At 67.2% G+C, this 25,936-nt stretch carries 21 protein-coding genes; 10 read left to right on the top strand and 11 right to left on the bottom strand.

All coding sequences use genetic code 11. The features are described from left to right. Positions 1-39 precede the first annotated feature (39 nt). Both ON34_RS13470 and ON34_RS13465 read right to left on the bottom strand, forming a co-directional pair. The gene (locus tag ON34_RS13470) at positions 40-543 is read right to left on the bottom strand and encodes a VOC family protein (protein ID WP_040779218.1); all 504 of its coding nucleotides are present in this window, start codon (positions 541-543) and stop codon (positions 40-42) included. After that, positions 540-1,304, bottom strand: coding sequence for an SDR family NAD(P)-dependent oxidoreductase (locus ON34_RS13465; RefSeq protein ID WP_040779216.1), 765 nt, complete (start codon positions 1,302-1,304; stop codon positions 540-542). The genes ON34_RS13470 and ON34_RS13465 overlap by 4 nt, the downstream gene beginning before the upstream one ends. Positions 1,305-1,365: 61 nt before the next feature. On the opposite strand from ON34_RS13465, the gene ON34_RS37150 reads away from it, so the two are divergent. The 5 genes from ON34_RS37150 to ON34_RS13440 all read left to right on the top strand — a co-directional run bounded on the left by ON34_RS37150 (position 1,366) and on the right by ON34_RS13440 (position 6,385). Beyond that, positions 1,366-2,004, top strand: a complete 639-nt coding sequence (locus tag ON34_RS37150) for a TetR family transcriptional regulator (RefSeq protein ID WP_051022489.1) — start codon at positions 1,366-1,368, stop codon at positions 2,002-2,004. 813 nt (positions 2,005-2,817) lie between these two features. After that, positions 2,818-2,988 carry a hypothetical protein gene (locus tag ON34_RS36770; RefSeq protein WP_169333869.1) on the top strand — a complete coding sequence of 57 codons (171 nt, stop codon included), beginning with the start codon at positions 2,818-2,820 and terminating at the stop codon, positions 2,986-2,988. Positions 2,989-3,083: 95 nt separating this feature from the next. Continuing rightward, a complete protein-coding gene (locus ON34_RS13450) occupies positions 3,084-4,382 on the top strand; it encodes an NtaA/DmoA family FMN-dependent monooxygenase (protein WP_040779211.1) in 1,299 nt (432 codons plus the stop codon). Between the two features lie 274 nt (positions 4,383-4,656). Continuing rightward, the gene (locus tag ON34_RS13445; RefSeq protein ID WP_040779208.1) at positions 4,657-5,253 is read left to right on the top strand and encodes a hypothetical protein; all 597 of its coding nucleotides are present in this window, start codon (positions 4,657-4,659) and stop codon (positions 5,251-5,253) included. Between the two features lie 637 nt (positions 5,254-5,890). Continuing rightward, positions 5,891-6,385, top strand: a complete 495-nt coding sequence (locus tag ON34_RS13440) for a hypothetical protein (protein WP_040779206.1) — start codon at positions 5,891-5,893, stop codon at positions 6,383-6,385. Between the two features lie 529 nt (positions 6,386-6,914). Here ON34_RS13440 and ON34_RS13435 read toward each other — a convergent pair. The 4 genes from ON34_RS13435 to ON34_RS13420 form a co-directional block, all read right to left on the bottom strand. After that, complete coding sequence (locus ON34_RS13435) at positions 6,915-8,453, bottom strand: carboxylesterase/lipase family protein (protein ID WP_083889394.1); 1,539 nt, start codon at positions 8,451-8,453, stop codon at positions 6,915-6,917. Between the two features lie 378 nt (positions 8,454-8,831). After that, positions 8,832-9,773, bottom strand: coding sequence for a hypothetical protein (locus ON34_RS13430; protein WP_157172290.1), 942 nt, complete (start codon positions 9,771-9,773; stop codon positions 8,832-8,834). Positions 9,774-10,228: 455 nt separating this feature from the next. Then, positions 10,229-11,050: a proteasome subunit beta gene (prcB, locus tag ON34_RS13425; RefSeq protein ID WP_051022487.1), complete on the bottom strand. Its 822-nt coding sequence runs from the start codon at positions 11,048-11,050 to the stop codon at positions 10,229-10,231. An 86-nt stretch (positions 11,051-11,136) separates the two neighbouring features. Next, complete coding sequence (locus ON34_RS13420) at positions 11,137-12,462, bottom strand: family 1 glycosylhydrolase (RefSeq protein ID WP_051022485.1); 1,326 nt, start codon at positions 12,460-12,462, stop codon at positions 11,137-11,139. Positions 12,463-12,479: 17 nt separating this feature from the next. Here ON34_RS13420 and ON34_RS13415 point away from each other — a divergent pair, with 17 nt between their 5' ends. Next, positions 12,480-13,898, top strand: coding sequence for a hypothetical protein (locus ON34_RS13415; RefSeq protein ID WP_218003886.1), 1,419 nt, complete (start codon positions 12,480-12,482; stop codon positions 13,896-13,898). A 91-nt stretch (positions 13,899-13,989) separates the two neighbouring features. Here the strand turns inward: ON34_RS13415 and ON34_RS13410 are convergent, their stop codons facing one another. Then, the gene (locus ON34_RS13410) at positions 13,990-14,988 is read right to left on the bottom strand and encodes an SMP-30/gluconolactonase/LRE family protein (RefSeq protein WP_245548019.1); all 999 of its coding nucleotides are present in this window, start codon (positions 14,986-14,988) and stop codon (positions 13,990-13,992) included. A gap of 243 nt (positions 14,989-15,231) precedes the next feature. Further along, positions 15,232-15,948: a metal-dependent hydrolase gene (locus ON34_RS13405; RefSeq protein WP_040779202.1), complete on the bottom strand. Its 717-nt coding sequence runs from the start codon at positions 15,946-15,948 to the stop codon at positions 15,232-15,234. Between the two features lie 826 nt (positions 15,949-16,774). Between ON34_RS13405 and ON34_RS13400 the strand changes: the two genes are divergently transcribed. The 4 genes from ON34_RS13400 (at position 16,775) to ON34_RS13385 (ending at position 21,967) form a co-directional block, all read left to right on the top strand. Next, positions 16,775-17,683, top strand: a complete 909-nt coding sequence (locus tag ON34_RS13400; RefSeq protein WP_218003885.1) for a uroporphyrinogen decarboxylase/cobalamine-independent methonine synthase family protein — start codon at positions 16,775-16,777, stop codon at positions 17,681-17,683. Between the two features lie 537 nt (positions 17,684-18,220). After that, a complete protein-coding gene (locus tag ON34_RS13395) occupies positions 18,221-18,721 on the top strand; it encodes a CGNR zinc finger domain-containing protein (RefSeq protein WP_040779198.1) in 501 nt (166 codons plus the stop codon). Positions 18,722-18,971: 250 nt separating this feature from the next. Beyond that, positions 18,972-19,610 (top strand): membrane protein YczE, encoded by a 639-nt coding sequence (gene yczE, locus ON34_RS13390; protein WP_040779196.1) that lies wholly within the window; start codon positions 18,972-18,974, stop codon positions 19,608-19,610. Between the two features lie 146 nt (positions 19,611-19,756). Beyond that, positions 19,757-21,967 (top strand): molybdopterin oxidoreductase family protein, encoded by a 2,211-nt coding sequence (locus ON34_RS13385; protein ID WP_040779193.1) that lies wholly within the window; start codon positions 19,757-19,759, stop codon positions 21,965-21,967. 40 nt (positions 21,968-22,007) lie between these two features. Here ON34_RS13385 and ON34_RS13380 read toward each other — a convergent pair whose 3' ends face one another. The 3 genes from ON34_RS13380 to ON34_RS13370 form a co-directional block, all read right to left on the bottom strand. Next, complete coding sequence (locus ON34_RS13380; protein ID WP_040779190.1) at positions 22,008-22,394, bottom strand: hypothetical protein; 387 nt, start codon at positions 22,392-22,394, stop codon at positions 22,008-22,010. Positions 22,395-22,545: 151 nt separating this feature from the next. Continuing rightward, on the bottom strand, positions 22,546-24,795 hold the full coding sequence (locus tag ON34_RS13375) for a molybdopterin-dependent oxidoreductase (RefSeq protein WP_040779188.1): 2,250 nt from the start codon (positions 24,793-24,795) through the stop codon (positions 22,546-22,548). Then, entirely contained in the window at positions 24,792-25,763 is a 972-nt protein-coding gene (locus ON34_RS13370) for an enoyl-CoA hydratase/isomerase family protein (protein ID WP_040779186.1), read from the bottom strand. The genes ON34_RS13375 and ON34_RS13370 overlap by 4 nt, the downstream gene beginning before the upstream one ends. Positions 25,764-25,936: the final 173 nt, after the last annotated feature.

The following is a 25,936-nucleotide window of genomic DNA, read 5'->3' as shown; positions in this document are numbered from 1 at the left end:
CACCTCGGTCGTACCGAGGACGCCGGGTGGAAACGCCGTCTACCGCCATGGATTGGTGAAGCCTTCCGGAATCAACTGGTCGAACATCGCCTTCATCTCCTCCGACAGCCGCAGCAACTCGAAACACGAGCCGATCGGACCGCCGTCGAGATAGGCGAACTCCATTCCCGCCCCCTCGAACCTGCCGCGCCCGACGATCGCGATGCCCGCGGCCCGAGCCTCGGCGAGCGCGGCGTCGAAATCACCGGGCACCCAGGCGGCGTGGTGCAGTCCGGGACCGACGCGATCGAGATGCTCGGAGTACAGACTCACGCCGCCGCGCGGCTCGATCAGCTCCACCTGTTGGCCGCCCGCGTAACCGAGCGCCACGCTGATCGTGTAATCGGCTGGTGTGCCATGCAGTTCGGCCGATGCGGGGCCGAAGTGAACGTCCGGAACGGTGAGCCACTGCCCGACCCCGTACCGCGTGGCGAACGCATCCCGCGCCGCGGCCAGATCACGCACCACCCAGCACAGCTGAAAGATCGGGCCACCGGAGATCATCGACGCCCCCCGATCCGGCTCATCAGGACCGGACACCAGCGGTAGGCGGCGACGACCGCCCGGTTGTAGCGCGGAAACACGATGAACTGCTTGTTCTTGCGCATGCCGCGCAACACGTACTCGGCGGCCCGCTCGGAGCTGATCATCCCGATCGGCATGCGGCGCGCCGACCCCCGGTACGAATAGCCCGGCAGATCGATCCCGGAATCGACGATGTCGGTCGCGACCCGCCCCGGCACGGCGACGCTCACCTTCACCCCTGCCGCGGCCGCCTCGGCGCGCAGCGAGGTACTCAATCCGACCACCGCGTGCTCGGTCATCGCGTACGCGACCGACGGCGTCACCGGTGTCACCCCCGCGAGCGACGCCATGTTCACGATGTGCCCGAAACCCTGCGCCCGCATCACCGGATAGGCGTGCCGCGTCCCGTGCACCACACCCCACAGGTTCACATCCACGACCCGCTGCCACTGCGGCAACGGAATCCGGTCGGCGGCGCCACCGAGGCGGATGCCCGCGTTGTTGAACAAGTAATCGATGCGTCCCAGCTCGGTCGCGGCGCCGTGAATCAGCCGACGCACCTGCTCGTCGTCGGAGACGTCGACGACCTGCGTGTGGATCCCGGTGTCCGCGGCCAGCGCCACCAGCCCGGCGGCATCGATGTCGGCAGCCACGACCGCGACGCCCTGCGCGGCCAGGCTGCGGCACAGAGCGGCGCCAAGGCCGGACGCGGCACCGGTGACCACCGCCACATTACCCACGCCGTATAATTAAGCATCTGTGTTTAACATCGTCAATACTCGTGTTTAGTACAGTGCGGATATGCCCAGCGACGATTCGCGCACCGCTTTGCTCGACGCCGGGGAACGCCTCATCGCCGAGCGCGGCGTCGACGTGCCGTTGCGCGACATCGCCGCCGCCGCGGGCCAGCGCAACAACTCGGCCGTGCACTACTACTTCGATTCCCGCAACGGACTGATCGAAGCGATCGTCGAGCGGCGGATGAACTGGCTCGAACAGCGGCGCATGCAATTGCTTGCCGCGCACGAAGCCGCCGGTGGCGCCAACGACCTGCGCACGCTCGTCGGCATGCTCGCGACACCGATCCTCGAGCTGCTCGCCGACGACCGCGTAACCCATCTGGGCCGGTTCCTGGAAGTGGTGCGCACCCATCCCGTCGTGGCGGACGCGCGCCGCCTCGCCGGAGCCGACCGCGCGGCGGTCCGGATCATCGCCACCCGGCTCGATGCCGCACTGCACGAGCTGCCGCGGCGCCTGCGCAGACAGCGGCTGGAGACCATGGCCACGGTCATGTTCGCCTTGATCGCCGACTACGAGCGCACCCTCGAATCCGGCGTCCGCGCCGCCCGCCCCGAGGACGCGGCGGAGATCGTGGACATGATCGTCGCCATGCTCACCGTGCCCACCCACACCGCCACAGGGCCGGCACCCGGACGCTGACAGCGCCGCGGGCAACAGACCGTCATCGCTGCCCGCGGCGCAAACAGCGGACCAGTCGCGACACCGGTGCGACGGCCCCCGGTCGCGGCCCTGCTCAGCCCGCTGTCCGCCGCGCGGGGATTCCGTACCCATGGGGTGCGATCAGCTGCCGATTACCTTGTGCCCCGGTAATTTCCGGGAATCTGCGGTGCAAGCGGTCGATATAACGACGTACCGCGGAGAGTTCGGTCTGCAGTTGCTGTCGCACGGCGGGATCGCCACGATGCGCGAATCCGATTTCCCGCGTCAGCGTTCGGGCTCGCACGGTCAGCAACTCCAGGAACACCCGAGCCTGGGCGAGGTTGGCGTCTTCCATCCGGTAGGCCGATCTGTCGTTCGGTTCATACTGTGTCGCCCGGTGCTCCCCGCGCCGTGGTCCTCGGTCGATCAGGAGTAGGTCACGATGGTAGCCCAGCGGACGCCCGCGGGTGCCGAAAACAAAACCGGCCTTTCGGCTCGTGAGCGACCGGCCGGGCATGGCGGCGCTCGCGCGCCCCAGCCGCTCGGCTCGCCGCGGAGGCGACAGCCGGCGACCTCTGCGACGGCCGCAGGCGGTCGCAGAGGTCGATCAGCCGTGAACTGCGCTGTCCGCGGATTCTCGCCGACACACGCCCGCCCCGAATCGAGTATCCGATCCGGGGCGGCGGTAAACCATGGCTATGACACCCATGACGAACCGGCGAAGCCGCTCAACCACGTGGCGTCGGCGTGTAGTGGGTCGCGGGCAGGACAATGCCCGCCAGCCGGACACCGGCCAGGGCGTATCGTGACCGTATGGGCGTCATCGGGGAACTGTTTCCGGGCAAGAAACTGACCCACGAGGGCAGTGAAACCGGCGAAGGGCAGACCCACACTCCCCGGTTCGACATCGACCTCGACACCGGAGTGGTGCGGGTACCGCGCCCCGTCGACAAGCGACCGGACGACGAACCGCGCCAAGCGTAAGTCGGCCCCTGGAGGTCCCGATTCGCCTCCGGCAGAAAACATCTCGCTGATCGCAACCCGTGGCCGCGGCAGGCCCGACCGGTAGCGTCGCCGCAATGGGCAGTGCGAACGGGCGACGACGGCCCTTGAAGACCGTCACAGGAGTCAGCGGTGCGGTGAGCGTGTACGCGGCGGCCATCGACCCCGCCACCTCGACCCTCGCCTCGTCGATCGAAGTCGCGAAGATCGCCGAACAACACGGGTTCGACGCCCTGTTCGCCGCCGACCTGCTCAGCTTCGGCGCACAGGGCGCGATCGGCGCGCAGGAACCGCTGATCTTCCTGTCCGCGCTGAGCGCCGTCACCTCCCATGTCGGCCTGATCGCGACGGTGACCACCACCTTCCACCACCCCTACAACCTGGCACGCCTGTTCGGCACACTCGATCACGTCAGCAACGGCCGCGCGGCCTGGAACGCGGTGACCTCCTCGGTAGGCGAAGAGAACTACGGCGACCGGGAACTGCCCAGCCCCGAAGAGCGCTACGCGCGTGCGACCGAATCCATCGAGGTCGTCAACGCCCTGTTCGACAGCTGGCAACCAGGCGCGCTGACCTCCGACGGGCACGGCGGCGCGACCCTGGACGCGAACCGGGTCCGCCCGATCGACCATGCGGGGAAGTACTTCACGGTGCGCGGTCCACTCAACATCCCGCCGCTGCCGCAGCGCCGACCGGTCCAGTTCCAGGCCGGACAGTCCGCCGGCGGCGTCGAGCTCGGCGCGCGCTTCGCCGAGGTCGTGTTCACCTCGCTGCCCACTCTGGAAGACGCGGCGACCTACACCAAACGCATCCGCGCCCGCGCGAGCGAACTCGGCCGCGCCGACGGGCTGCCGCTGATCATGAGCTCCTTCCACGCGACCTACGGCGCCACCGAGGCCGAGGCGCGCCGCTCGGCGCGAGAACAGGCCGAAGCCACCGACTTCGACGCCGGACGCGGTGTGCTCGCCGATCTGCTCGGCGGCGGCATCGACCTGTCCGACCTGCCGCTGGACAAGCCGATACCGGAGAGCTTGCTGCCCGACGTGCGCTCGGTGCACCGCAGGCGAGGACGGGTGGAGATCTTCTCCAATTTCGCGAGGTCTGGAAAGACCCTGCGAGAGTTGATCATCGCGGCCAAAGACACCGGCCACTGGGCGGCCGCGGGGACACCGGAACAGCTCGCCGACGCGGTAGAAGAACGCTACGACGCGGGGGTGCTCGACGTGATCTCCCTCGGCGGGCTCGCCGACGAGCGCACCCGCGACTTCGTCGTCAACGGGCTACTGCCCGAACTGCGCCGCCGCGGCATCGTCGGCTCCGACTACCTCGGCACGACCTTCCGCGAGAACCTCGAGCTGCCGCCACTGCCGAACTGACCTCCCACGCACCGATACTTCGACTGCGCGGGCGCCGCGGGATGCGTACCTACAGGTTCGGCCATCGAGGGATCGGCCCAGCCGCTATCACGAATACCCCGGTCAGTCCGGACAAAGCCTGGGTGCAGATGAGTGCTACCGGTCGATCGGGGCAGACCTGCTCGAGAACAACCGGCGAACGATCCGGAACCTTCCGGCCCTCGTCAGTGACGGTCCCGGACGCCAGCGACGAAAAAGCTTGAGGACCCGCGTATTTCAGTCGATCATCGACTGCGTGGGCAACAAAAGCGGCTGGGCCGCGTTGGCGCCGAAGCTCGCGCCGATCTGTTTGGCGGTCATGCCGGTTCTCGCCGTCGGCATGGCGCTGGTCGGCTTCCGGGAAGGCGCTTTGCAGTTGGCGGTCATCCCGGTGGGGTTCATCGGGATGGCCGTGTGTTTCGGCTACGCCTTCGCGCTGGCGAGCATCTCGGAGTCGGTTTGGTCGTTCATCCTGGCGATCTTCATAGCGCTTCCCGTTCTGATCATCGGCCCGATTGCGGTGCAGGTGGCATTGCTGACCACGATGGGTCGCACCGCCGATTGCGTTGTCCTCGATGTCCGGCAAGCCACACCCGGGGATCTGGGCACCGTCGAGGTCGCACAGTTGCGATGCGAGGACGTACCTACCTCGATCACTGCCCCGAAGCTCCACTTCACCACGGCCGGGGAGGTGCGGATCGCCGAGTCCGTCCGCTACCACCCCGGCAACCTCGTCGCGGCTCTGCCACCCGACGAGCGTCGGACTCGTACCATCTTGACGTGGGCCTGGGTCGGCGCCTACCTCTTGCTCATCGGCCTGGGCGCTCTGCACTGGCCGTACCGAAACTGGTGAACACCACACCGCTGAGATTCCCCCTCTTGCCAGCTGGACCCGCCGCATCTCGCCAATGGTGGGCGGAACAGCAACTCACCACGGACCATTGTTGGCGTTGACTATCAGCCACGGTCCCCGGTGGTGGGAGTTGGACGATCCGGCCCGCGAGGTCGCCGGAGCGCTGCAGGACGCGCCCCACGATGTCGAAAACTCGGCGCCCACAAGCTCACCTCCCGCTCGCGCCGTCAGGGGTCAGGTTGCGGCCGACATGCGTGGTGACGCCGCGGCGGCCGTAGTTGCTGTTGCTGCGTCGTCGGACTGCTGGACGTGCAGGGTGGGCTTGCCGGGTAGCGGATCGGCCCGACGTGGTGGACGATCGATATTCGGTCTGGTCGCAACCGGCTTGGTTACACGTTTTGGCCTGCGCAGAGGCTCGCGGCCTCGATAACCGGTTCGCACATCGCGGGAAGCGGAAGTTCGGTGCATTCGGCTGGCACCGGCCACGTGCAGTAAGTAGATCTCGTGCCCCGCCGCGCTGGCCGGTTCGGTCAGCGCGACAGAATCCCGGACGTGGGGATCAACGTGACCACATAGCGGCACCGCGGCACAACACCTGCGGGCGAGTCGATGGTGCGCCAGGGGGTATCTGCTCGATGTGAACAAATTCCTCGGTATCTATCTCAACGACCAGCTGGCGATGGGTGTGCTGTGGCGGGAACTGGCCCGGCGGGCACAGCGGAACAATCGGCACCATCCCGCGGGGCAAGCGCTGAGCGAAGTAGCCTCGGCAATCGCGGAGGATGTCGAGACGTTTCGGGAGATCATGCGCCGCATGGGCGTCAAGGAGAACCGCCTCGAGACGGGACTCGCGGTCGCTTTCGAACGTCTCGCTCGGTGGAAACCGAATGGGAGCCTGATCCGCTATTCGCCACTGAGCAGGTTCGTCGAACTCGAATTCCTGATCATGGGAATCGAAGGCAAAAAGCAGCTGTGGACCACCCTGCGCGATGTGGCAGGGCTGGGCACCCACCTGCCCGACATAGACTTCGACCAGCTGATCGAGCGAGCGGAACACCAGCGGGCGACACTCGACCCATGGCGGGTCCGGACCGGTTCGGAAACATTCACCTCCGCACCCCCATCCCGATAGCCGCCGACTTGCGTCCGCCTGGATAGTGATCGGCGACCGCACAGTGATCCGGGCCTGTGGTCAGCGGCGTCATATCAGGGCAGAAGGACGTTGACTCTGGTGTGATAGACGCCCGAATCGCACAGCGCGACCGCCCGGGCGCCAGAGGTGCGCTGTGTCCGGCCTCCCCGGCGCCCAGGGCTGCCACCGGGTCGGCACAGACGTCGTCCGCACCATATCGAGGAGTCCAGCCCAGGTCGCGCCGCGCGTTGGCCGTGTCGACCAAGCAGGTCCGGTCGGCGAGGAGGAGCCAAGCCGGATGCAGAGGCTGGATGCCGGTACGCCACCCGAGCCAGGCCACGGCGCTGAGTGCCCGGCGCGGCATCGGCAAGCCCGATCCTCCGACGGCCAGGCTGTTGACCGGTTGCAGCGTTGCGGGCCGTCCGTGGCCGCATCGCGCGCTGATGGGATCGGCCAGCGCGGGCCTGCGGATGGTCAACTCTGTGCGAACGGCGGGTTCTTTCGGCTGCCGGCGACGCAGAGGTGTGTTTCAGGCCGGCAGCTCCAGGGCATCGAATTGATGGTCAGCCCAGATGCGGCGCGAGGGCTCCTGCGGGTATGGCCGGTCCGTTGCCGTGGTGTCGTAGACGCGGGTGGTGCGGGTTTGTGAGTTGTAGGGTGCCCAGCCGGGGTCGCCGCTGGCGGCGAAGGTCGCCCAGTCGGTGCGTATCCGGTCGGAAACGCGGGTGAGTTCGTTTGCGGCGTCGGGACGGGCGTGAGGGTGCGCGGCGACTTCGCTGGGGCCGAGGGTGCCGAAGACGAGCAAGAAGTCCAGGCAGTGTGAGGCGCCCTGTTGGGAGTTGAAATTCCAGGCCAGTTCGTAGAACCAGACGCGTCCGCCGCCGGTATGCGCAGCGTCGGCCAGATGCAGGCTCGGCATCCGAAACAGCCAGTCGCTGTTGAGCACTTCGAACCGGTAGGTGGGTGTCGCCTCGGGGTAGGCGGTGCAGTAGCGCTGTTCACCGTCGGGCGGAGCGAGATGGTCGAATGCGGCGGCGATCTGTGATGTGGTCGGTTCGCTGCCGGGTCGTGTTGTGTAGAGCCGGAATTCGTCGCGGGTGTGGCCGACGAGCAGGTCGATATCGCGTGCGGCACCGCCGGCGAGCCCACTCCACGGCGTGCACGGCAGGATGTTTCCGTCGATGACGGGGGAGAACGGTGTGGGCGTAAGGGCCATCGGGCCCCAGGTATCGACCAACTCCGGCATTCTCGCGATCACGGCGGCTGTCGCGTCGGTCAGGGCCCGCGGTGTCATGCGAGCGAGGTCGTCGATGGTGGCCCGGACCCCGAGGTGTTCGGCGATCTTCTCCGCTACCGCGGTGGCCAGATCAGGTGAGAAGTAGGTGCCGGGCATGCTCTGGCTGATCGCCCGCCGGAACAGACCGGTCGCCGACGGCATGACCAGCAGTGCGGCGATGCACGCGCCGCCAGCGGACTGGCCGAAGACGGTGACGTTGGCCGGGTCGCCGCCGAAGGCGGCGATGTTGTCCTGGACCCAGCGCAGTGCTGCGATCTGGTCGAGGATGCCGCGGTTGTCCGGAGCACCGGAGATGCGGGCGAAGCCGTCGGCACCGACACGGTAGTTGATGCTGACCACCACCACACCGGCCGTGGCGAGGACGGCGGCGTCGTAATGCGGGTTGCGAGTGTGGTTTTCCAGATAGGTACCGCCTTGGATCCACACCATCACCGGCAGCCCTGTGGCACCCGGGTCCGGCGTCCAGATGTTGAGGGTCAGGCAGTCCTCGGAACCGTCATCGGTGCTGCCCGTCAGAGACGACATCACTGCACCGGTATGGTCGGGCTGCGGAACCGACGGTCCGAACTCCAGCGCGTCCCGGACACCGTCCCACCCTCGAACCGGGACCGGCGCACCGAAGCGCCGAGGCCCGACCGGAGGTTGGGCATACGGGATCCCCCGAAAGACCGCGACCGCGCCATCCCAGCTGCCCCGCACCACTCCGGTAGCAGCGCTGACCTCGACTCGATCACCGCGCGAAACAGCATGCCTCTCCAACACACTCGCCATCACAACATCCTCGGCCGCAGATTTGGAGTGGCGCCACCCATTTCACGGGGACTGTCAATCCAACGGCTCTGGTGCACATTCGGTGGTGCCTCGAAAGGGACCTCGATTGCCGGGCCGCGAGTGGTCGGTGTCCCGGCTGGCGTAGACACTGGTCGAGCACTGCCGCCGCTTGACCGTCGAGATCGACGAACTGGCCGTGGCGATCGGTGATCGAACGTGTGGACGGCGCAGCGACCCGCCGTGCACCAGCCACGGACAACGGGGAGCGAATGGCCCACGAAGCACTCGCGGACCCGATCGTGCGCGGTCCTGTACCGAGGTGAGCGACGAACGCCGCCCCGGCGCCGGAATCGGCACCGGGGCGGCAATATCACGCAGCTAGCGGGTGAGTACCGGCTCAGGGCTGTGCGAATGGAGCTTGGAACTGCCGCTTTCCAGCGGGTTCGCCGGATTCCGAACCCAGGTCACATTCGCGACCAAATCATCGTCGAACACCAGTTCATCCCACAGCACCCGCTCGCTCTTCGGTGCGGTGGGCTGCGCGGCCGTCTGCGCCTCCGCGGCTACGACCACCGGCTCCGTAGCGACGGTCACCGGTTGCGCCGGTGCTTCGGGCTCCGGAGTGGCATACCGCCACAACGCCTGCATCGGGCTGATGCCGTAGCGGCGGGTACCTTGGGCGAGCGCGGCCACCGCGGCGCCCGACGTCAGCACGCCCGCGGCCAGGGCCACCGGAGTCAAATCGGCACTGCTGATCCGGCGCCCGTCCGCCCCCGGCGCGGTCGCCTCCTTGCCCTCGAGGATCCGCAGCAGCCCCGAGCTGAAGCCCTCGCCCTGATCGATCAGGATGCGCAATTCGGCGCCCTTGCCATCGAGGTACATCAGCGTGATGAGCACCAGAACCGCCACGGTGGCACTGGAACCCATCACCAGGCAGGCCAGCGCCTTGGTGCGCAGCCGCGCATGCGCCAGGACCGCGACCACGGTCATGACCATCGCGGCGCTCGTCACCAAGCCCCACCCACCGACGACATTCACCTCACGCAGCTTCGAAACCGACCACGGGTCGAAGTCATCGGTGAACCCGTCGATCCGGCCGAACGCGTTGGAGCTGACCGTTCCATCGGCTCCGGACGCCACGATCCACGGTTGGAACAGCAGGACGAAGCCGACCGCACTCGCGACGGCGGCACACAGAAAGCCCCAGTTCGATCGAAGAGCCCGCCCCCGTCGTCGTGTCTCGCCGCCTGCCGGGTGATCGGCGCCGCGGCTGCGGCGGTATCGCGCTTCGGACACTTGCCAGGGGGTTGGTTGAACCATTGCTCCAGTTTCGCCGGGTTACGTGAATTCCCCTGCCGCCCAGGGCGTTAACACACAAATTGCCCCGAGGGTAGGAAATATCGCAACTTCTCGATGAGATGAATTCGAATGGGCGCCATCGGCCATCGACGAAATCACCGTAAGCGGCCTGCTGAAAGGGAGCAAGCGTGATCGATCTCCCACGCGTTGTCGCAGCTCCCAGCGATGTGAGCAGCGGATGTGATCCAACCCGCCGGTAACATTTCCCGAACGGCGAGATCTCGACTTTTGTCGCCCGAACCGGCTTCCGGCCGATGAATTTCCGGCGCTTCGAAGCGCCGCCGAGCACCGCCGAACGAAATTACTGTGACAGGCTTAACAAGCCGCGGCTGGGACTTCGATCACAATTCCCGGTGCCGAGAAGACCCTCCGAGCGACCGTTTCACGGCGACAGCAGCCACCGAGAACCGCGCCGCTCAGTGCCGCTCCGCCGCCGCGCGGGAATCCACCACCGCGCGGGCGATCTCCGCGAGACGCTCGGACGCGACCTCGACCGCCCCCTCCGCATCGACCACGACCGCGGTGGGATAGATGTCGCGCAGCAAATCCGGGCCACCCGTCGCGGTATCGTCCTCGGCAGCGTCGAACAGCGCCTCCACCGCCATCCGCAGCGCCTGCTGCTCCTCGACGTCGCGGCGGTAGGTCTTCTTCAACGACGACTTCGCGAACACCGACCCCGAACCCACCGCGGTAAAGCCGAAACGCTCCTCATAATGTCCCCCCACCGCGTCATACGACACGATCCGCCCCGCCCGCTCCGGATCGATGTCCGTGTCATAGCCGACCAGCAGCGGAATCACCGCCATATCCTGCAGCGCCGCAGGCAGATTGGCGCGCACCATCGCCGACAACTTCGTGGCCTTGCCGTCGAACGTCAGCGACGCTCCTTCGATCTTCTCGTAGTGCTCGAGCTCGACCGCGAACAACCTGATCATCTCCAACGCCATCCCCACCGTGCCCGCGAAACCGGCCGCCGAATAGGTATCGGTGATGACGACCTTCCGCATATCGCGCGTCGCCACCATGTGCGCCATCGTGCCCCTGCGGTCACCGGCCAGCAGCACACCACCGCGATAACTGACCGCGACGATCGTCGTCCCGTGCGGCGCGATCTCCGCGTCGCCCCCACCACCGGCACCCGGGTCGGGCAGCAGTTGCGGCGCATACCGGCGCAGGTACTCCGAGAACGAGGCCTCCGGATACCTGAGGCCGAGCGGCAGGTGACTGTCGGACGTCATGGATCACCCTTCCGGAACGCGACACATACTCCCGCCGACGTTACCGGAACCCCCTCACCCCACGCCCCCATGGAAGCGGGGCCGCATCACCCCTCGGCAAGTCCCTCCCCGGCGCAGACGTCCGCCGCGTCGATTTCCGGGCAGGGGACCGGAGCGCGCGTCGGCCGATAGTTCGGCGCCACACCACCCTGGCGAATCAACCGGGTGTACACATCGACCGCGTCGGTCGGTCGCCGCGCCAACGTCGGATCGGCCAGGACATCGACCGTGTAGAGCCCGAACCGCGGCGCGTAGGAACCCCACTCGTAGTTGTCGGTCAGACTCCAATAGTTGTAGCCGATCACGTTCATCCCGTCGGCCTTCGCCCGTTGCAACCAATACACCGTGTCCCGCAGATGATCCGCACGGGTATAGCCGTCCGGGCGGACCTCCCCGTTCTCCGTGGGAAGACCGTTCTCCACGACATACAACGGACGATCCGGAAACTGACGCGCGTAATGCCGCAACGCGTAGTACACCCCCTCCGGATGCACCGGCAACTCCCACATCGGGACCTCGCCCGCCGAACCACCCTGCGCCGACTCACCCGTCTGCGGCAGCGGAGCGAAATAGTAATCCACCCCGATGAAGTCCAACTTCGCCGCGATCCGATCGACGATCGGCTGATTGACCTCCACCTCCGCACCAGCGACATAGCCCAGATTGCTGGTCACCATCGCGTCCGGCCGGTACCGATGGATGACGTCATAGATCTCGTTGTGCGCCTGCGCGATCCGATCCACCATCGCAGGCCCCTCCTCCACGCTGATCCCACCCGTGCGCAACTCGGTCCCGACATACGCGGCAGGCTCGTTGAACGTCACCCACAGCGGATCGCGCGAGGCATACCGCTGCACCACCTTGCGCATATTCGCCAGCCAGTCCTCGACCATCCCCGGACTGCGCCACCCGCCACGATCCAACGCCCACCCCGGATACACCCAGTGATCCAAGGTCAGCATCGGCCGCATGCCCGCAGCCAGGATCCGGGCGATCACATTGTCGTAGAAACCGAACGCCGCCTCGTCCCAGGTATCCGGCGTGGGCTGCAACCGCGCCCACTCGATACCCACCCGGTAAACCCGCACCCCCAGCCGCGCCGCCAGATCGATATCGCCGATGTAGCGGCGCGTGAAGTCCACCGAATCGCGGTACGGGTCTGCCGTCGCGCCCGACGCGATGTAGCGCGACCAGTTGCTGTCCGGCGCATGACCTTCGGACTGAAAGCCCGACGACGCCACACCCCACAAAAAATCCGCCTCGAACGGCACTACCTCCCGAGGCGGCTGAGCAGCGGAAACGCCGGACACCATCAGCATCGCCGCCGCGGTGGACAGCGCGGCCAACCCGTGACGGGAACTGCGTGTACGCATCGCCGTAGCGTAACTGGATGATTGCTGAGCTCTGGGGCAAGCATCCGCGTGTCGCCGGTCGCGAAACCGACACGATCCCCGCGCTCGACACCGCCGTGCCGACACCACACACGCCCCGCAACAGCCACCCCAACCCTGCGGTGCGCCGACTCGACACCTCGTCGCGATGCGGAACCGCACACACCACCACCGGCCGACGCCACCGTATCCGCTGCCCCACGGTTGCTCTCACCCTCGCCGCCGCCCCCATCCACCCCGCGCGTTCGGGCGAAACGCCGCATGCCACCCCGCGAGCGCACCAATTGACCGCGCACATCCGCCGCCGATCGACCAGACTTGCCGAGGTGACCAGATACGCATTCGATGCCGACCGCACCGCCCTCGTCGCCATCTGGGCGACCGGACGAGGCGACCTCGCCCACACGGTCGCCACACTGCCCCCGCAGGTGACCACCGACCAGGCAACCGATCTGGCGTCGAACCTGACCACCCTGTCGCGGTTCCAGTGGCGCACCTACACCCACCCGGCCAGCGCCGCCGGCGACCCGGACGTCCCCAACAGCGAAGCATGGCGGCGCGCCGATGAACGCAGAAACTTCAAAGAAGTCGAAGCAGGACTCCGCAGCCCCAACCTGCCCACCGACGAAGGCCTCGTCGTCTCCTACAGCGGAGTCGTCGAATCCGCCCACCGCATCGGACGCACCCTGCACGACATCGACGACGACGCCCTGCGCGACACCCTCATCGCCGAAGTACGCGCGGAACAGGAAGCCATCGAATCCGCCGAACGCGGCGACCTCTCCGGCCGAGCCCGCCAAGCCGTCGAACTGTCCCGCCCGGACGTGTCCCCGGCCCAAGTCCACGCCGCCGACGCCCTCCTGCGCGCCGACCCGCTCGGCACCATCGAACTGTTCACCGAACTCGACCCGGCTTCCGCGTCCGTCGCCGCCGCACACTGGCTGTACGCCGCGGCCGAGGTCGCCGGCGAGGCCGCGAACGTACCCACCACCGATGTCGTCGCCGAAGCCGACGAGATCGAAGCACTCCAGGTCGAAACCCCCACCCTCGTCCTCGAACGACTCGCCGCGGGCGACACGCCCACCGAGGTCGTCCTCGACCTGATCGCCGAAGCCATGGCCGTGCACGAAGGCCGCGTCCCCGCGCCGTGGAGCCTCGTCGCCCGGGTAGCCGACATCGAAGCGCAGGCACACCGGTTCGGCGTGGACGCCGACACACGGGAGGCGATGCTCACCAGCTTCCGCATCAGCCGCCTCGACCCAGCGCGTCCCGCACTCGACCTCCTGGAGGACCTCCTCGACGGCATCCGCGGCTGCCTGCTGCTCTACGCCGCCCACACCGACGGTGACGACCCCGAATCCCGGTTCGCCGCCGATGTCCGTCTCGAAGCCGACGCCGACCCCGAAGATCTGCTCTAGCGCCATGAGCGAGCGCAGCGAGCGATCATGAACACAGCGCGCATCGCGCATGCCGGAGCCGAGCGCCGGCGAGGCGCTCGGCGCACCGTCGCTACGGTACCCGGGACACGGCCACCGCCGACTCGGTGAGGCTACCCAGATACAGCACGCCGTCCTGCTCGACCACACCGGTCACCATCGAGTAGTTCGTTCCTTCGACTTGCAGATCGTGCACGACCTTGCCGTCGAAATCGACCGCCATCACCCACACCGTTCGCGCGGGCTTCGGCTGCACCCACTCCGGCAGCGTCCACACGATGCGCCGCAGAATGCCAGGCAACGGAAGAAGACGGTCCAACAATGGATTCCGCGGTGAAGGCAGCGTGATCCAGACCAAGCCGTCGCTGCCGAGACCCATATTGTCCGGGAATCCGGGCAGGTTCTCGATCAGCCGGTCCCACGTTCCCGCCTTCGGGCCGGTCAGCCAGTAGCGAGTCACCCGGTAGCCGCCGGTCTCAGCCACCAGCACGCAGGAACGGTCGGGCGCGACGACGACGCCGTTGGCGAACTGAAGGTCGTCGATCAGCGTCTCCACCGAGCCCGAGGAATCGCGGCGGAACAGGCGGCCCGTGCCGGAGTGCTCCAGGATGTCGCCCATGTACTCGGCCAGGGAATACCGGCGGGACGACGACGAGAAGTAGATCGTGCCGTCAGTATCGCGAACGACGTTACTGGCGAACCGGAGACGCTCACCGTCGACCTCGTCGACCAGCACCGTCAGCGTGCCTTCGGTATCCAACTCCAGCAGTCCGCGCTCGAAATCGCAGATCAGCACCCGACCATCGGCATCGGCGTGCAGACCCAGCGGACGGCCGCCGGTGTTCGCCAGCTCGCGCACATCGCCGGTCGCCGGATCGATGCTGAGAATCGCGCCATCGTCGGTGCCCGCGAGGATCCTGCCGCCGGGGGAGCGCACCACGTCCTCGGGGCCCGCTCCGGGCAGCTCGATCCTTCTGACCTCCGGAAGGGGAGGAACGCTGCGGGTTTGACGGGCGCGAGCCGGAGCGGGAGGCGGCGTCCAGCGCTGTGGCCGCATTGTCGAGGCAAGCATGCGATCAGGGTAGCCGGGGGAGTGCGGAGTTCTCCGGGAAAACGACGCCAGCAGGGGAGGGCGGGGTTTGGTCGACGTAAGCAGGAAGGAAGCGAAAGGGACCTACGTCGATGATCGACAACGTGGAGGCAGCAAAGCATCTGCTTACGTAGATATTCGCATTTAACAATGTTTCGACTGACCCGCCGCCATCGCCTCGGCCGGGATCCGATAGCGGCGGACGCGGGTTTCAGGTGTTGTTCGTCAGGGCTGGTGGGTGATGGTGTACCACAGGATGGCGAGCGTGCCGAGTGTGAAAAGCGGTGAGACGATCCAGGTTTCGACCTTGTTGCCGGTTCGATCGATGATCGGGAAGCTGACGCGGATGTCGAAGGGCCAGAACAGGCGGCAACCGCGGTCGGTGAGACAGTCGCCCAGCAAGTGGGCCAACGCGCCCAAGCCCACCGCGAAGGGCAGCCAGACCGGTTTGTCGGCGATCCAGTGCTCCATCGCGAAGGTGCCTCCGGTCGCGAGAACGACGATCGGCCCCCAGGACTCGAAGCCGTTGCCGGGCGGGCACAGATGCAACGCACGCACGGCCAAGGACAGCAGGAAGAAGACCAGGCTCAGGGTGAACCAGCGACCGAGCCAATGCTCGCCTGCCCAGGTGCCGAATGCGACGGCCGCGACGAACGCGAAAGAATGCGTGGCGTGGCGATGCCCGCCCGAGATCCAGGAAATGAGCTGGCATGCCGTATGCGTAATCGGACCCAACGCGTGCGCGATCGTGCCGTCAGGATGGTCCGCATCCGGGAGCAGCGCCGCACCCGCGGTGAGAAACGCGCCCAGCAGCAGATCGACCGTCCCGAGATGCCCCGTCGCATCCTGCAGAGCCGGGTAGGTCAGTACCGTAACCGGCAGCACCGCTGCCGCCGCCGACCAGGCCAACGCGCCGCTGGTCGCATGTGAATGTCCGAGCACCGATCGAACATTAGTTCACCCCGTTATCCGTACGCGAATAGCCTTGCGCCGGAGATCAACCCGGGAAGGTGTTCGGGTAGGCCGAGCGTTCCTCTGCATTCAACTTCCGAGCTCGCCTTCGGGGGATCCGTTTTGTGGCGAGAACTCTCGCGATGGGGCGGGGTAGGGGAGTGTTTGTCGGCGTGCCGAAGAGTGCGGCGGGGAAGCAGCGCGGTCAACCATCGAGCTGTCGCCGGTCTGGCAAGTGGCTCGAGTGTTTCACGCGACTGTGGCGGTTCGACTTAACCCAGAGATCGGATGCAAAACATTTGGATACGTAAATCTGCGTATATATGCATATAACTCCACCTATCCAAATGTCCGCAATGAACCCATCTTTCCGTTCCAAAACCGCAAAGACAGGGGGTGGACTGGGGGAGTGTAGATGTTCTCGGAGTCGAGCTACGGTGCGCTGCCGACCGCGTTCAGTCCGCGATCGGCGTGGGGTCCTGACGGCGCCGCATTCCGCCAGTGAACCGGTGGCTCGCTGTTTCCCAGAGATGGGGAATCGGGCGTTCTGTCCGCGCCTACGCTGCATCGCGTGGCGCGACCTGACTGGTTGCCGCGCTGTCGATCCGCGCCTGGCGAGGGTACGTGGCAACTGACTGGTTTCGGCCAGGTCGGCGCCGAGCAGCGATAGGCCATGTCTAGGAGGGTTGCGGTGGGTAGGGGTCGCGGAGTCCATCTGTGCGGCAGTGTGCCGTTGGCGAATGCACGGACGGTTTTCTCGGAAGCGGCGCGGCGGATCGGGACCCGGTTGAAGCGCATTCCGGACGGGGAAACCGGTGTGCGCGACAACTGGGTGGTCTGGCAGCTGCCCAAGATGCAAGCGCATCCGGACCTGGAAACCGTCCCGCCGCCGAGCCCGGAATACGGGCCCAGCGAACGGGTGCAACCCAAGCCGGGCGTGGACGCGGCATCGATCGACTTCGGTCCGCTGGGATACGCGGATGCCGCTCTGGAGTCATGGCAAGTGTTCCGACAGCTCCGCGAGGACGGAACGATCCCGGAAGGCACCCGATTCCAGGTGTGCTTGCCGACTCCGATCGCGGTGATCGGGGCCTTCGTCGCGGGACCGCAGGGGGAGTTGGAGCGCCGGTACGAGGCGCAACTGCTCGCCGAGCTCGCCGTCATCCTCGATGGCATCCCGGCTGACGAGCTTGCGGTGCAATGGGATACCGCTGTGGAGTTCGCGATCTTCGAGGGTGTGTTCCCGTCCTGGTTCGGAACCGACTATCCGACCCAGCTCGAGGAAGTGGGGAAGCGGCTCGTCCGGCTGGGCGCCGCGGTGCCCGAACCGGTCGAACTCGGTTATCACCTCTGCTACGGCGACTTCGGCCACCGCCATTTCGCCGAACCCGTCGACACCGGCCGGCTGGCCGCGGTAGCGGGACGCATCCTGGCCGGGCTGGACCGGCCTGTCCAGTGGATCCACCTGCCGGTTCCGCGTTCGCGCACCGACGCCGAGTACTTCAAACCCCTTGCCGACCTTGCCCTTCCGCCCGAAACCGACCTCTATCTCGGCTTGGTCCACGCTACCGACGGCCGGGCGGGAGCGTTGCAACGCATCGAAGCGGCCCGCACCGCCGTACCCGAATTCGGCATCGCCACCGAGTGCGGCATGGGTCGCCGCCCGGCAGATCAGATTCCGGCCTTGTTCGACCTCCACGCGGAGTTGGCCGACACACTGTCCTGAACTGTCTCTCGGTGCCGGACCATCGTGCGGGGTTGGTCCGGCACCGAGACGGGGAAGTGGCCAGTGAATGCGGGCATGGGCGATCCGCAGCCTCTAGTTGACATAATGTCGATTATCGGCGGTAATTTCGGCGTGGCCCATGAGCGGCTGCGTGATCGCGTCTTGCGTTCGTTGCTCGATCGTCGGCGGCTGTCTGCCGGGACTGACCGCTGGGTGTCGGCGCACTGTCACCGCGTTGCGGAGTTGCGCTCGCGTGGCCGCATATTGGTGGCAGGATCTTTGCGGTAACCGAATCCCTTTGCGGCTGTGAAGTTTGCGAATATTTGGGCTGCTCATGCTGCGCCGGGTGGCATCGTCTCATCGCCGAGTGTGCTGTGTCCCGCGGTGGCGACAACAGTGCCGTTTTCGCTGATCAGCCATTGGCCGCAGACGCAACGCAGGTAGCGCACGGGGCCGTGTGCGGAGATCGAAACGGGTTCGGGCCAGCGGCAGGCTGGGCAGATAGCGATCATGATCCCAGACTGATGTAATGGCTTTGTGCATTTCAACCCTTACGGCGGAGCGGCGGCCGAGTTGGCCGCCCGGCTGGTGAACGCGGGGCCGGAGCAAGACCTGATCCGGTTGCTGGACGAATCCGGATACAAACCGCTCGGGTCGTTGAATGCCCGCCAGCTCGCCGAACTGCGGCGGTGGATAACCAGACTCGACGAGGTGTTCAGCAAGCCCAGCGTGGAACTGCTGAACGCGCTTTTGGCGGAGACCACGAGTCAGCCGTATATCTCCACGCACGACGGACGCGAGCCGCACCTGCACTACGCGCGTGAAGATGCGCCGATGGATGAGCGGGTGAAGGCGTACACCGCGGCGGGGCTCGCGGAGCTGTTCTGCGAGGATCCGAACCGTATCGGGCGCTGTGCCCGGGCCGGTTGCGGGCTGGTGTTCATCGACACCTCCCGCAACGGGCGGCGCCGGTTCTGCTCGACGCGCTGTTCGAATCGGGTGCACGTCGCCGAGCATCGCACGCGCCGCTCGGCCTGAGGCGGGTCGTCGAGCGTCACCTGGATCGGCTGGTGGCAATTCTCGGCGGTCTTCGTGATGACGGGTGAGTATTGTGAATTCGCTAGATACCTCTCCCCTGGCTCTCTCGACTGGTCGCACGGAAACGTCACAGTGATGAAATGAACTGCACTGTCGGACTGCGATGAGCGGCGCGGTGGATTCTGTTTTGCGGGCCAGTGATTGGTGAGTGGCTCTGGTTTCCGGGTCCAGTTGGAGCGAGGCTGGAGGGGTGCTGGTTCGTCGGTTGATCGCGTTGTACGTCGGGTTGTGGTTGTACGGGTTTTCTATGGCGGTGATGGTGCGGGCGGGGCTCGGGCTGGATCCGTGGGATGTGTTCCATCAGGGAGTCGCGCGGCATGTGCCGATCAGTTTCGGTGCGGTGACGGCGATTACCGGTGTCGTGGTGCTGCTGGCGTGGATTCCGTTGCGGCAGTTGCCGGGACTGGGCACGGTCAGCAATGTCGTGGTGATCGCGCTGTCGGTGGATGCGGGGCTGGCGTGGTTGCCGTCGTGGGATTCGCTGGCGGTGCGGGTGGGTGCGATGGGTGTCGCGGTGGTGCTGAACGCTGTGGCGAGTGTGTTGTATATCGGGGCCGGTATGGGTCCGGGTCCGCGCGATGGGCTGATGACCGGCCTGGTTCGGCGGACCGGTGAATCGGTGTGGGTGGTGCGTACGGCGATCGAGGTGACGGTGTTGGCGGTCGGGTGGGTGCTCGGCGGCAGCGTCGGTATCGGAACTCTGGTGTACGCGTTCGGGATCGGCCCGCTGATTCACCTGATGATTCCCACGGCGAATCGGTTCTTGCCCGGATTCGCCGCACCGAAGGCGGAAACTGTCGCCAGCGGCGCCACCACCTCGAACGTGTAGCTCGCTCCCCTGCGTCTCGGCTACGGCGGTGTGGCGCCGAGCGCGCGGGAGGTTGTGACCCGATGGGCGGCGGAACATAGAGCCCTGTACGGGAGCGGTGGCCCCCGGTTAGCCTGTGGGAAGCGACCCGGCAGAAGGTGAAATCCATGAGTGCTAGCACCATCGCCCGGCAGTGCACGTTGTGCGAGGCGCACTGCGGAATCCTGGTCACGGTCGAGGGTGACCGGGTGACGCGGATCGAGGGCAATCCGGAGGACGTGCTGTCGAAGGGGTACATCTGCCCCAAGGCGACGGCGATGGGCGGGTTGCATCACGACCCGGATCGGTTGCGCACTCCGGTGCGGCGGGTGGGTTCGTCGTTCGAGCCGATCGGTTGGGACGAGGCGTTCCGGGAGATCGGGCGGCGGCTGCGGAAAGTGCGCCGGGAGCACGGCAACAGCGCGATCGGCATGTATCTGGGCAATCCGGCGGCGCATAGTTCGGCGGTGCTGTACGCGGTGATGTTGCGTGCGGCGTTGTTGACGAGGAACTTCTTCTCGGCGTCGTCGATCGACCAGTTCCCGCAGGAGTTCGTGGCCTGGCGGATGTTCGGCTCGAATGTGCTGATGCCGGTGACCGATATCGATCGGACCGATCGGCTGGTGATTCTGGGGGCGAATCCCGCAGTCTCCAATGGGTCGATCACCACCATGCCGAATGCGAAGCAGCGGATTCGTGATGTGCGCCGGCGCGGTGGGAAGGTGGTGGTGATCGATCCGCGGCGGACGGAGACGGCGCGATTGGCCGATCAGCATGTCGCGGTGTGCCCGGGCGGTGACGTGTATCTACTGCTGGCGATGTTGCACGTGCTGGTCGTCGAGGAACTGTGTGACGAGAAGGCTGTTCGCGCGGCGAACACGGGGTGGGAGCGGTTGCGTGCGCTGGTGGCCGAGGCGGAGCCGGAGCGGATGGCGCCGCACGCGGGGGTGGACGCGGAGACGATTCGCCAACTCGCCCGGGAGCACGCGGCGGCGCCGTCGGCGGTGCTGTACGCGCGGATCGGAGTGTGTCAGCAGGTGACGGGCACGCTGACGCATTGGTTGGTGAACACGATCAACGCGGTGACCGGGAATCTGGATCGGCCGGGCGGGCAGATGTTCGCTACGCCGCCGATCGACGCGGCGCGGTATGCGAAGTATCTGCCGATGGGGTATGGGGCGTGGACGGATCGGTCCGGGACCTACAAGTCGTTCCGTTCGGAGTTGCCGGTGGCGGCGTTGGCGCAGGAGATCGTGACCGAGGGCCCGGGGCGGATCCGGGCGATGATCACGTATGCGGGCAATCCGGTGTTGTCGACGCCGCAGCGCGGTCAGTTGGGTGCGGCGCTGGATTCGCTGGATTTCTATGTGGCCGTGGACATGTATGTCACGGAGACGACGCGGCACGCCGACATCATCTTGCCGCCGATCTCGCCGTTGGAGCGGGAGGACGTCAATCTCTTGTTCCCGCTGTTCAGCGTGCGGAACAACCTGCGTTTCGACGCGCGGGTGTTCGAGCCGCCCGCCGACGGGTTGGAGGATTGGCAGATCATGGCGCGGTTGATCACCGAAATGGTGCCGTTGCCCGCGCGCCGGTTCACCGGGCGGGTGCTGAACGGGGTGTTCGATCGGATCAGTCCGGTGCGGGTGGCTGCGGTCGGGGTGGCGGCGGGCCCGTATGGGGTGTTGCGGCGTGGTCGCAAGGGGTTGACGGTGGGTAAGGCGCGTGCGGCGGCTGGGGGGATCGATCTGGGGCCGCTGCGGCCTCGGTTGCGGTCGTTGATCGGGACGAAGGATCGGAAGGTGTGTTTGGCGCCGGAGGATTTCGTGGCTGCCGCGCGGGAGGTGCTGGCGGATGCGCGGGACGGGAAGGCGTTGACCACACCGGCGGATGGCTTCGATTTGAAGTTGATCGGCCGCCGTCATCTGCGCAGCAACAATTCGTGGCTGCACAATGTGCCTGCGATGGTGAAGGGGCGGGATCGCTGTACGGCGCTGATGCATCCGCGGGACGCGGCCGCGCGCGGGTTGGGCGACGGCGAGCGGGTGACGGTGCGTTCGCGGACCGGGTCGATCGTGGTGCCGTTGGAGGTCAGTGACGATATCCGGGTCGGCACGGTGGCGATTCCGCATGGGTGGGGGCATCAGGAGCCGGGTGTCGGCTGGATGGTGGCGGCGTCGCTGCCGGGGGCGAATGTGAACCTGTTGCATGATCCGGCGTTGACGGACGCGTTCTCGGGGGCGGCGGCGGTGAACAACACGTGGGTGGCGGTGACGCGTGCGCCGGTCGAGGCGGGTGAGCGTGGGGTGAGCGAGCGGGAGTCCGCGGCGACCGCCTGACGTGGCATCGTGCGGGTCGTGCGGCGGCGCGCTGCCGGTGTCAGCGCGTCTGGACGGTGACCCGGTAGCCGAGGCGCAGTTCCCTGCCGATGTGGGCGGCTCCGCCGAGATGCAGCCAGCGGTGTGTGCCGCCGCGCGGGTCGGGCAGGTAGCTGGCTTCGACGTGTGCCAGGCCGAACGGGAAGACGCTCGAGGTGGATGTGGCGACGGCGGTCATCAGGAATGCTTCGGCCCAGACCTGTGGTTCGGGTGCGTCGTCGGATAACGCGGCGGCGTCGGGGAGGAAGAATCCGAATGGTTCGGGTGGTGCGCCAGAGGTGTGGACGAGCATGCCGGTGGCGAACAGTCGCGCGGTTCCGGTGTGCACCAGGCACTCCGGGGTCAACCGCAACGGTGGGGCGGGTTGCAGTTCGAGCTGGAATGCCATGCGACGACTGTAGGGCCGGTCGTGGTGGTCGGCGTGGGTAAACGCTCATCAACCTGCGTAAGACGTGCTCGCCGTGCCCGTGTGGGCGGGACCGAGCGCGGAGGCGGCACGCGCTTGGCCAGCGATGGGGAAACGGTCGGGTGAGGGTGGATCAGGCGGGTTCGATGCGGGCGGGGACGTGTTTGTGCCAGGGGGTTCCTGCGATGGCGTCGCGCCAGGTGAGGTCGGTGAGTTCGTTGGCGGCGACGCCGACGCGCTGGGTGCCGTCACCGGCGGGTAGGTCGAGGCCGAGTCCGTTGGGCAGGGAGGCGTGGCCGGGTTGCATGCGGTCGGAGATTTCGACGGCGGCGACGGCGCTGCCGCGGCGGGTGGTGATGCGGGCGCGGTCGCCGGTGGTGAGGCCGAGGCGGGTGGCGTCGCCGGGGTTGAGGCGCAGTGCGCCTTCGGGGTCGCGGCGGCGCCAGGTGTTGTCGCGGAAGATGGTGTTGGCGGTGAAGGAGCGGCGCTCCCCCGCGGAGAGGACGAACGGGAATTCGGTGCTGGTGTGGGTGGCGGGTGTGGCGGCGAGTTCGCGTAGGGCGTGCAGGAGTTCGGGGATGGCCAGGGGGATGCGTTTGTCGGGGTGTGGCAGGTAGTTCCAGGCGTCGGTGTAGTCGTCGATGGTGAAGGTGACCCCGGATCGGCTGGTGAGGATGGCGTCGAACAAGGCGTCGGCGTCGCGGTGTCCGGCGCGGCGCATCGCGGCCGGGTAGACCTTGGCGACGCGTTGGGTCAGCGCCCACAGCACGGCGGCGGGGTGGGCGCCGTCGGGCAGGGTGGGGCCGAGGGTTTCGTACAGCACGTAGGGGGCCAGGCCGCCGAGGGATTTGTCGATGGCCAGCAGCGCGGCGAAGGTCCAGGCGTAGGGGCGTCGTCCGAGTTTCGCGGCGGCGCGCAGCAGGCCGAGTGTGCCGCGGCCGACGGCGTCGAGTTCGCGCAGCAGCCGGGCGTAGATCTCCGGTTCGGGCAGGGTGCCGGGCAGGGGGTCGAGGACGGGGGCGCGCAGGTGGAAGGTGTTGTGCGGGAATTCGAGGTTGAAGAAGGTGGCTTCCCATTTCTCGAATTGGCTGGCCGCGGGCAGGACGTAGTCGGCGTGCCAGGCGGTTTCGGTGAGCGCGACATCGATGACGACGACCAGGTCGAGTGCGTCCAGTGCGTCGCGGAAGGCGGCGGAGTCGGCCAGCGAGTGGGCGGGGTTGGCGGATTCGATGATCATGGCGCGGAACCGGTCGGGGTGATCGGTGCGGATCTCTTCGGCGATGCTGTTGCACGGCAGCATGCCGCCGAAGAGGGGTGCGCCGGTGACCGGGCTGCGTTTGACTTTCCGGCTGTATCCGGCCAGTGGCGCCATCCACGAATGCGGGTGCATGCCGCCGGGTTTGGCGAAGTTGCCGGTGAGCAGCCACAGCAGTTTGTTCAGGTAGGAGATGAGGGTGCTGTTGGGGCTCTGCTGGACGCCGAGGTCTTCGTAGGTGGCGACGCTGGCGGCGGTGCCGATGCGGTGGGCGGTGCTGCGCAGCAGGTGCTCGGGGACGCCGCAGATGTCGGCATAGGCGGTGACGTCGAGGTGTGCGAGGTCGGCCAGGACGGTGTCGGATCCGGTGGTGTGCTCGGTGAGGAAGGTGTGGTCGGTGAGGTCGTCTTGCACGAGGACGGCGAGCAGGGCGGCCAGGCACCAGGCGTCGGTGCCGGGGCGGACCTGGAGGTGGATGTCGGCGAGGTCGGCGGTTTCGGTGCGCACCGGGTCGATGACGATCATGGTGCGGGCGGGGTCTTTGGCCATCTGTTGCAGGACGGTGCGGGCGCGTGGGACGCCGTGTGACTGCCAGGGGTTCTTGCCGAGGAAGATCGAGACTTCGGCGTGTTCGAAGTCGCCGGTGGTGTGTCCGCCGGTGAGGTGGGCGTCGACCCAGCCTTCGCCGGTTTTCTCCTGGGCCAGGGCGCTGGAGCGGTAGCGGCTGCCGAGGGCGCGGCGCAGGGCAGTGCTGTAGGCGCCGCCGAGGTGGTTGCCCTGTCCCCCGCCGCCGTAGTAGAAGATCTTGTCGCCGCCGTAGTTGTTCTTGACCTCGGTCAGTCGTGCGGCGACTTCGGAGATCGCGGTGTCCCAGTCGATTTCGGTGAAGCTGCCGTCGGGTTCGCGGCGCAGCGGGGTGGTGAGCCTGGTTCCGCCGTTCTGGTAGTGGTCCAGCCGCAGCGCTTTGTTGCAGGTGTATCCGGCGGAGGCGACGTGGTCTTTGTCGCCGCGGATCTTGGCGAAGCGTCGGTCGTCGAGTTGGATGAGCAGTCCGCAGTTGTTCTCGCAGAGGATGCAGGCGGTCTTGTGCCATGCTCCGGCGGCGGGGGGTGTGGTGGATGTGGTCATTTGCTCACCTGGTCTACGCGGGTGCCGTCCAGCCATGGTTTCGGGTCGGCGAGGAATGGGGTGTCGGCGAGGCGGTCGAGGTCCTCGAAGAAGGCTTTGGTGGTGCGGGCGGCCGCGGCGGTGGTGCCGACGGAGACGAATCCGGCCTGTTCGGTGTCCAGGCCGCGGGACAGTGACTTGTCGGTGCCGAAGTAGACGGCGCGTTTGAGTTCGGCGATGACGCGGGGGTTGCGTGCGGCCAGGCGGGCCGCGGTCGCCTGGGTTTCGGCGAGCAGTTCGTCGGCGGCGACCACGCGGTGTACCAGCCCGAGGCGCAGGGCTTGCGGTGCGGTGAGGGGTGCGCCTTCGAGGGTGATCTCGATGGCTTTGGCGGCGCCGAGCAGGCGGGTCAGGCGTTGGGTCGCTCCGCCGCCGGGGATGAGGTTGGCGAGTGTCTCGATCTGGCCGAGGCGGATGTGGTCGGCGTCGGCGGTGTAGCGCAGGTCGCAGGCCAGGGCGATCTCGTGGCCGCCGCCGAGCGCGGGTCCGTTGATGGCGGCGAGGTAGGCGGCGCGGGAGCGGTTCATCCGCAAGGTGGTGCGTTTCCAGCGGTAGCCCCAGACCAGTCCGGCGCCGAGTCCTCCGCCGCGGCGTTCGGCCAGTGCCGCGGCGCCGGGCAGGCGCAGTGCGGCCGTGGTGGCGCGCAGGAACGGCGCCGCGGCGCGGGCGGGGATGAACGGGTGCGGCAGGTCGATCATGCCGCTGAGGGCGGCGGGGTCGGCGTGGGTGAGGAAGCGGCCGGGTAGTCCGCCGGTGAGCACGACCGCGCCGACGGTGTCGTCGGTGTCGACCGTGGCGGTGAGGGTGTCGAGGTCGCGCACGACGGCCGGGGTGACGAAGTTCCACGGTGGAGCGACGACGCGTGCGGTGAGTACCCGCCCGTCTCGTTCGAGTTCGATGGTCTCCAGGTGCAGGTCGGCGGCGGACATCGGCGGCTCCTTCGGTGCGCGTGTCAGCGGTTGGAACGCGAGAGTGTGCCCGGGCGAAGGTGATTCACGGGGTGCGCGGCCCGGTACCGACTATGGCATACACCATAATGGGTGTGTCAAGAGCTGGGCGGCGCGGGTGGCGGGACTATCAGCGGATGCCGCGGTGACGGACA

Source organism: Nocardia pneumoniae NBRC 100136, from assembly GCF_000308755.1.
Classification (GTDB): domain Bacteria; phylum Actinomycetota; class Actinomycetes; order Mycobacteriales; family Mycobacteriaceae; genus Nocardia; species Nocardia pneumoniae.
Note: the sequence above shows the minus strand (reverse complement) of the source record. Positions and strands in the feature narration are given on the sequence as shown.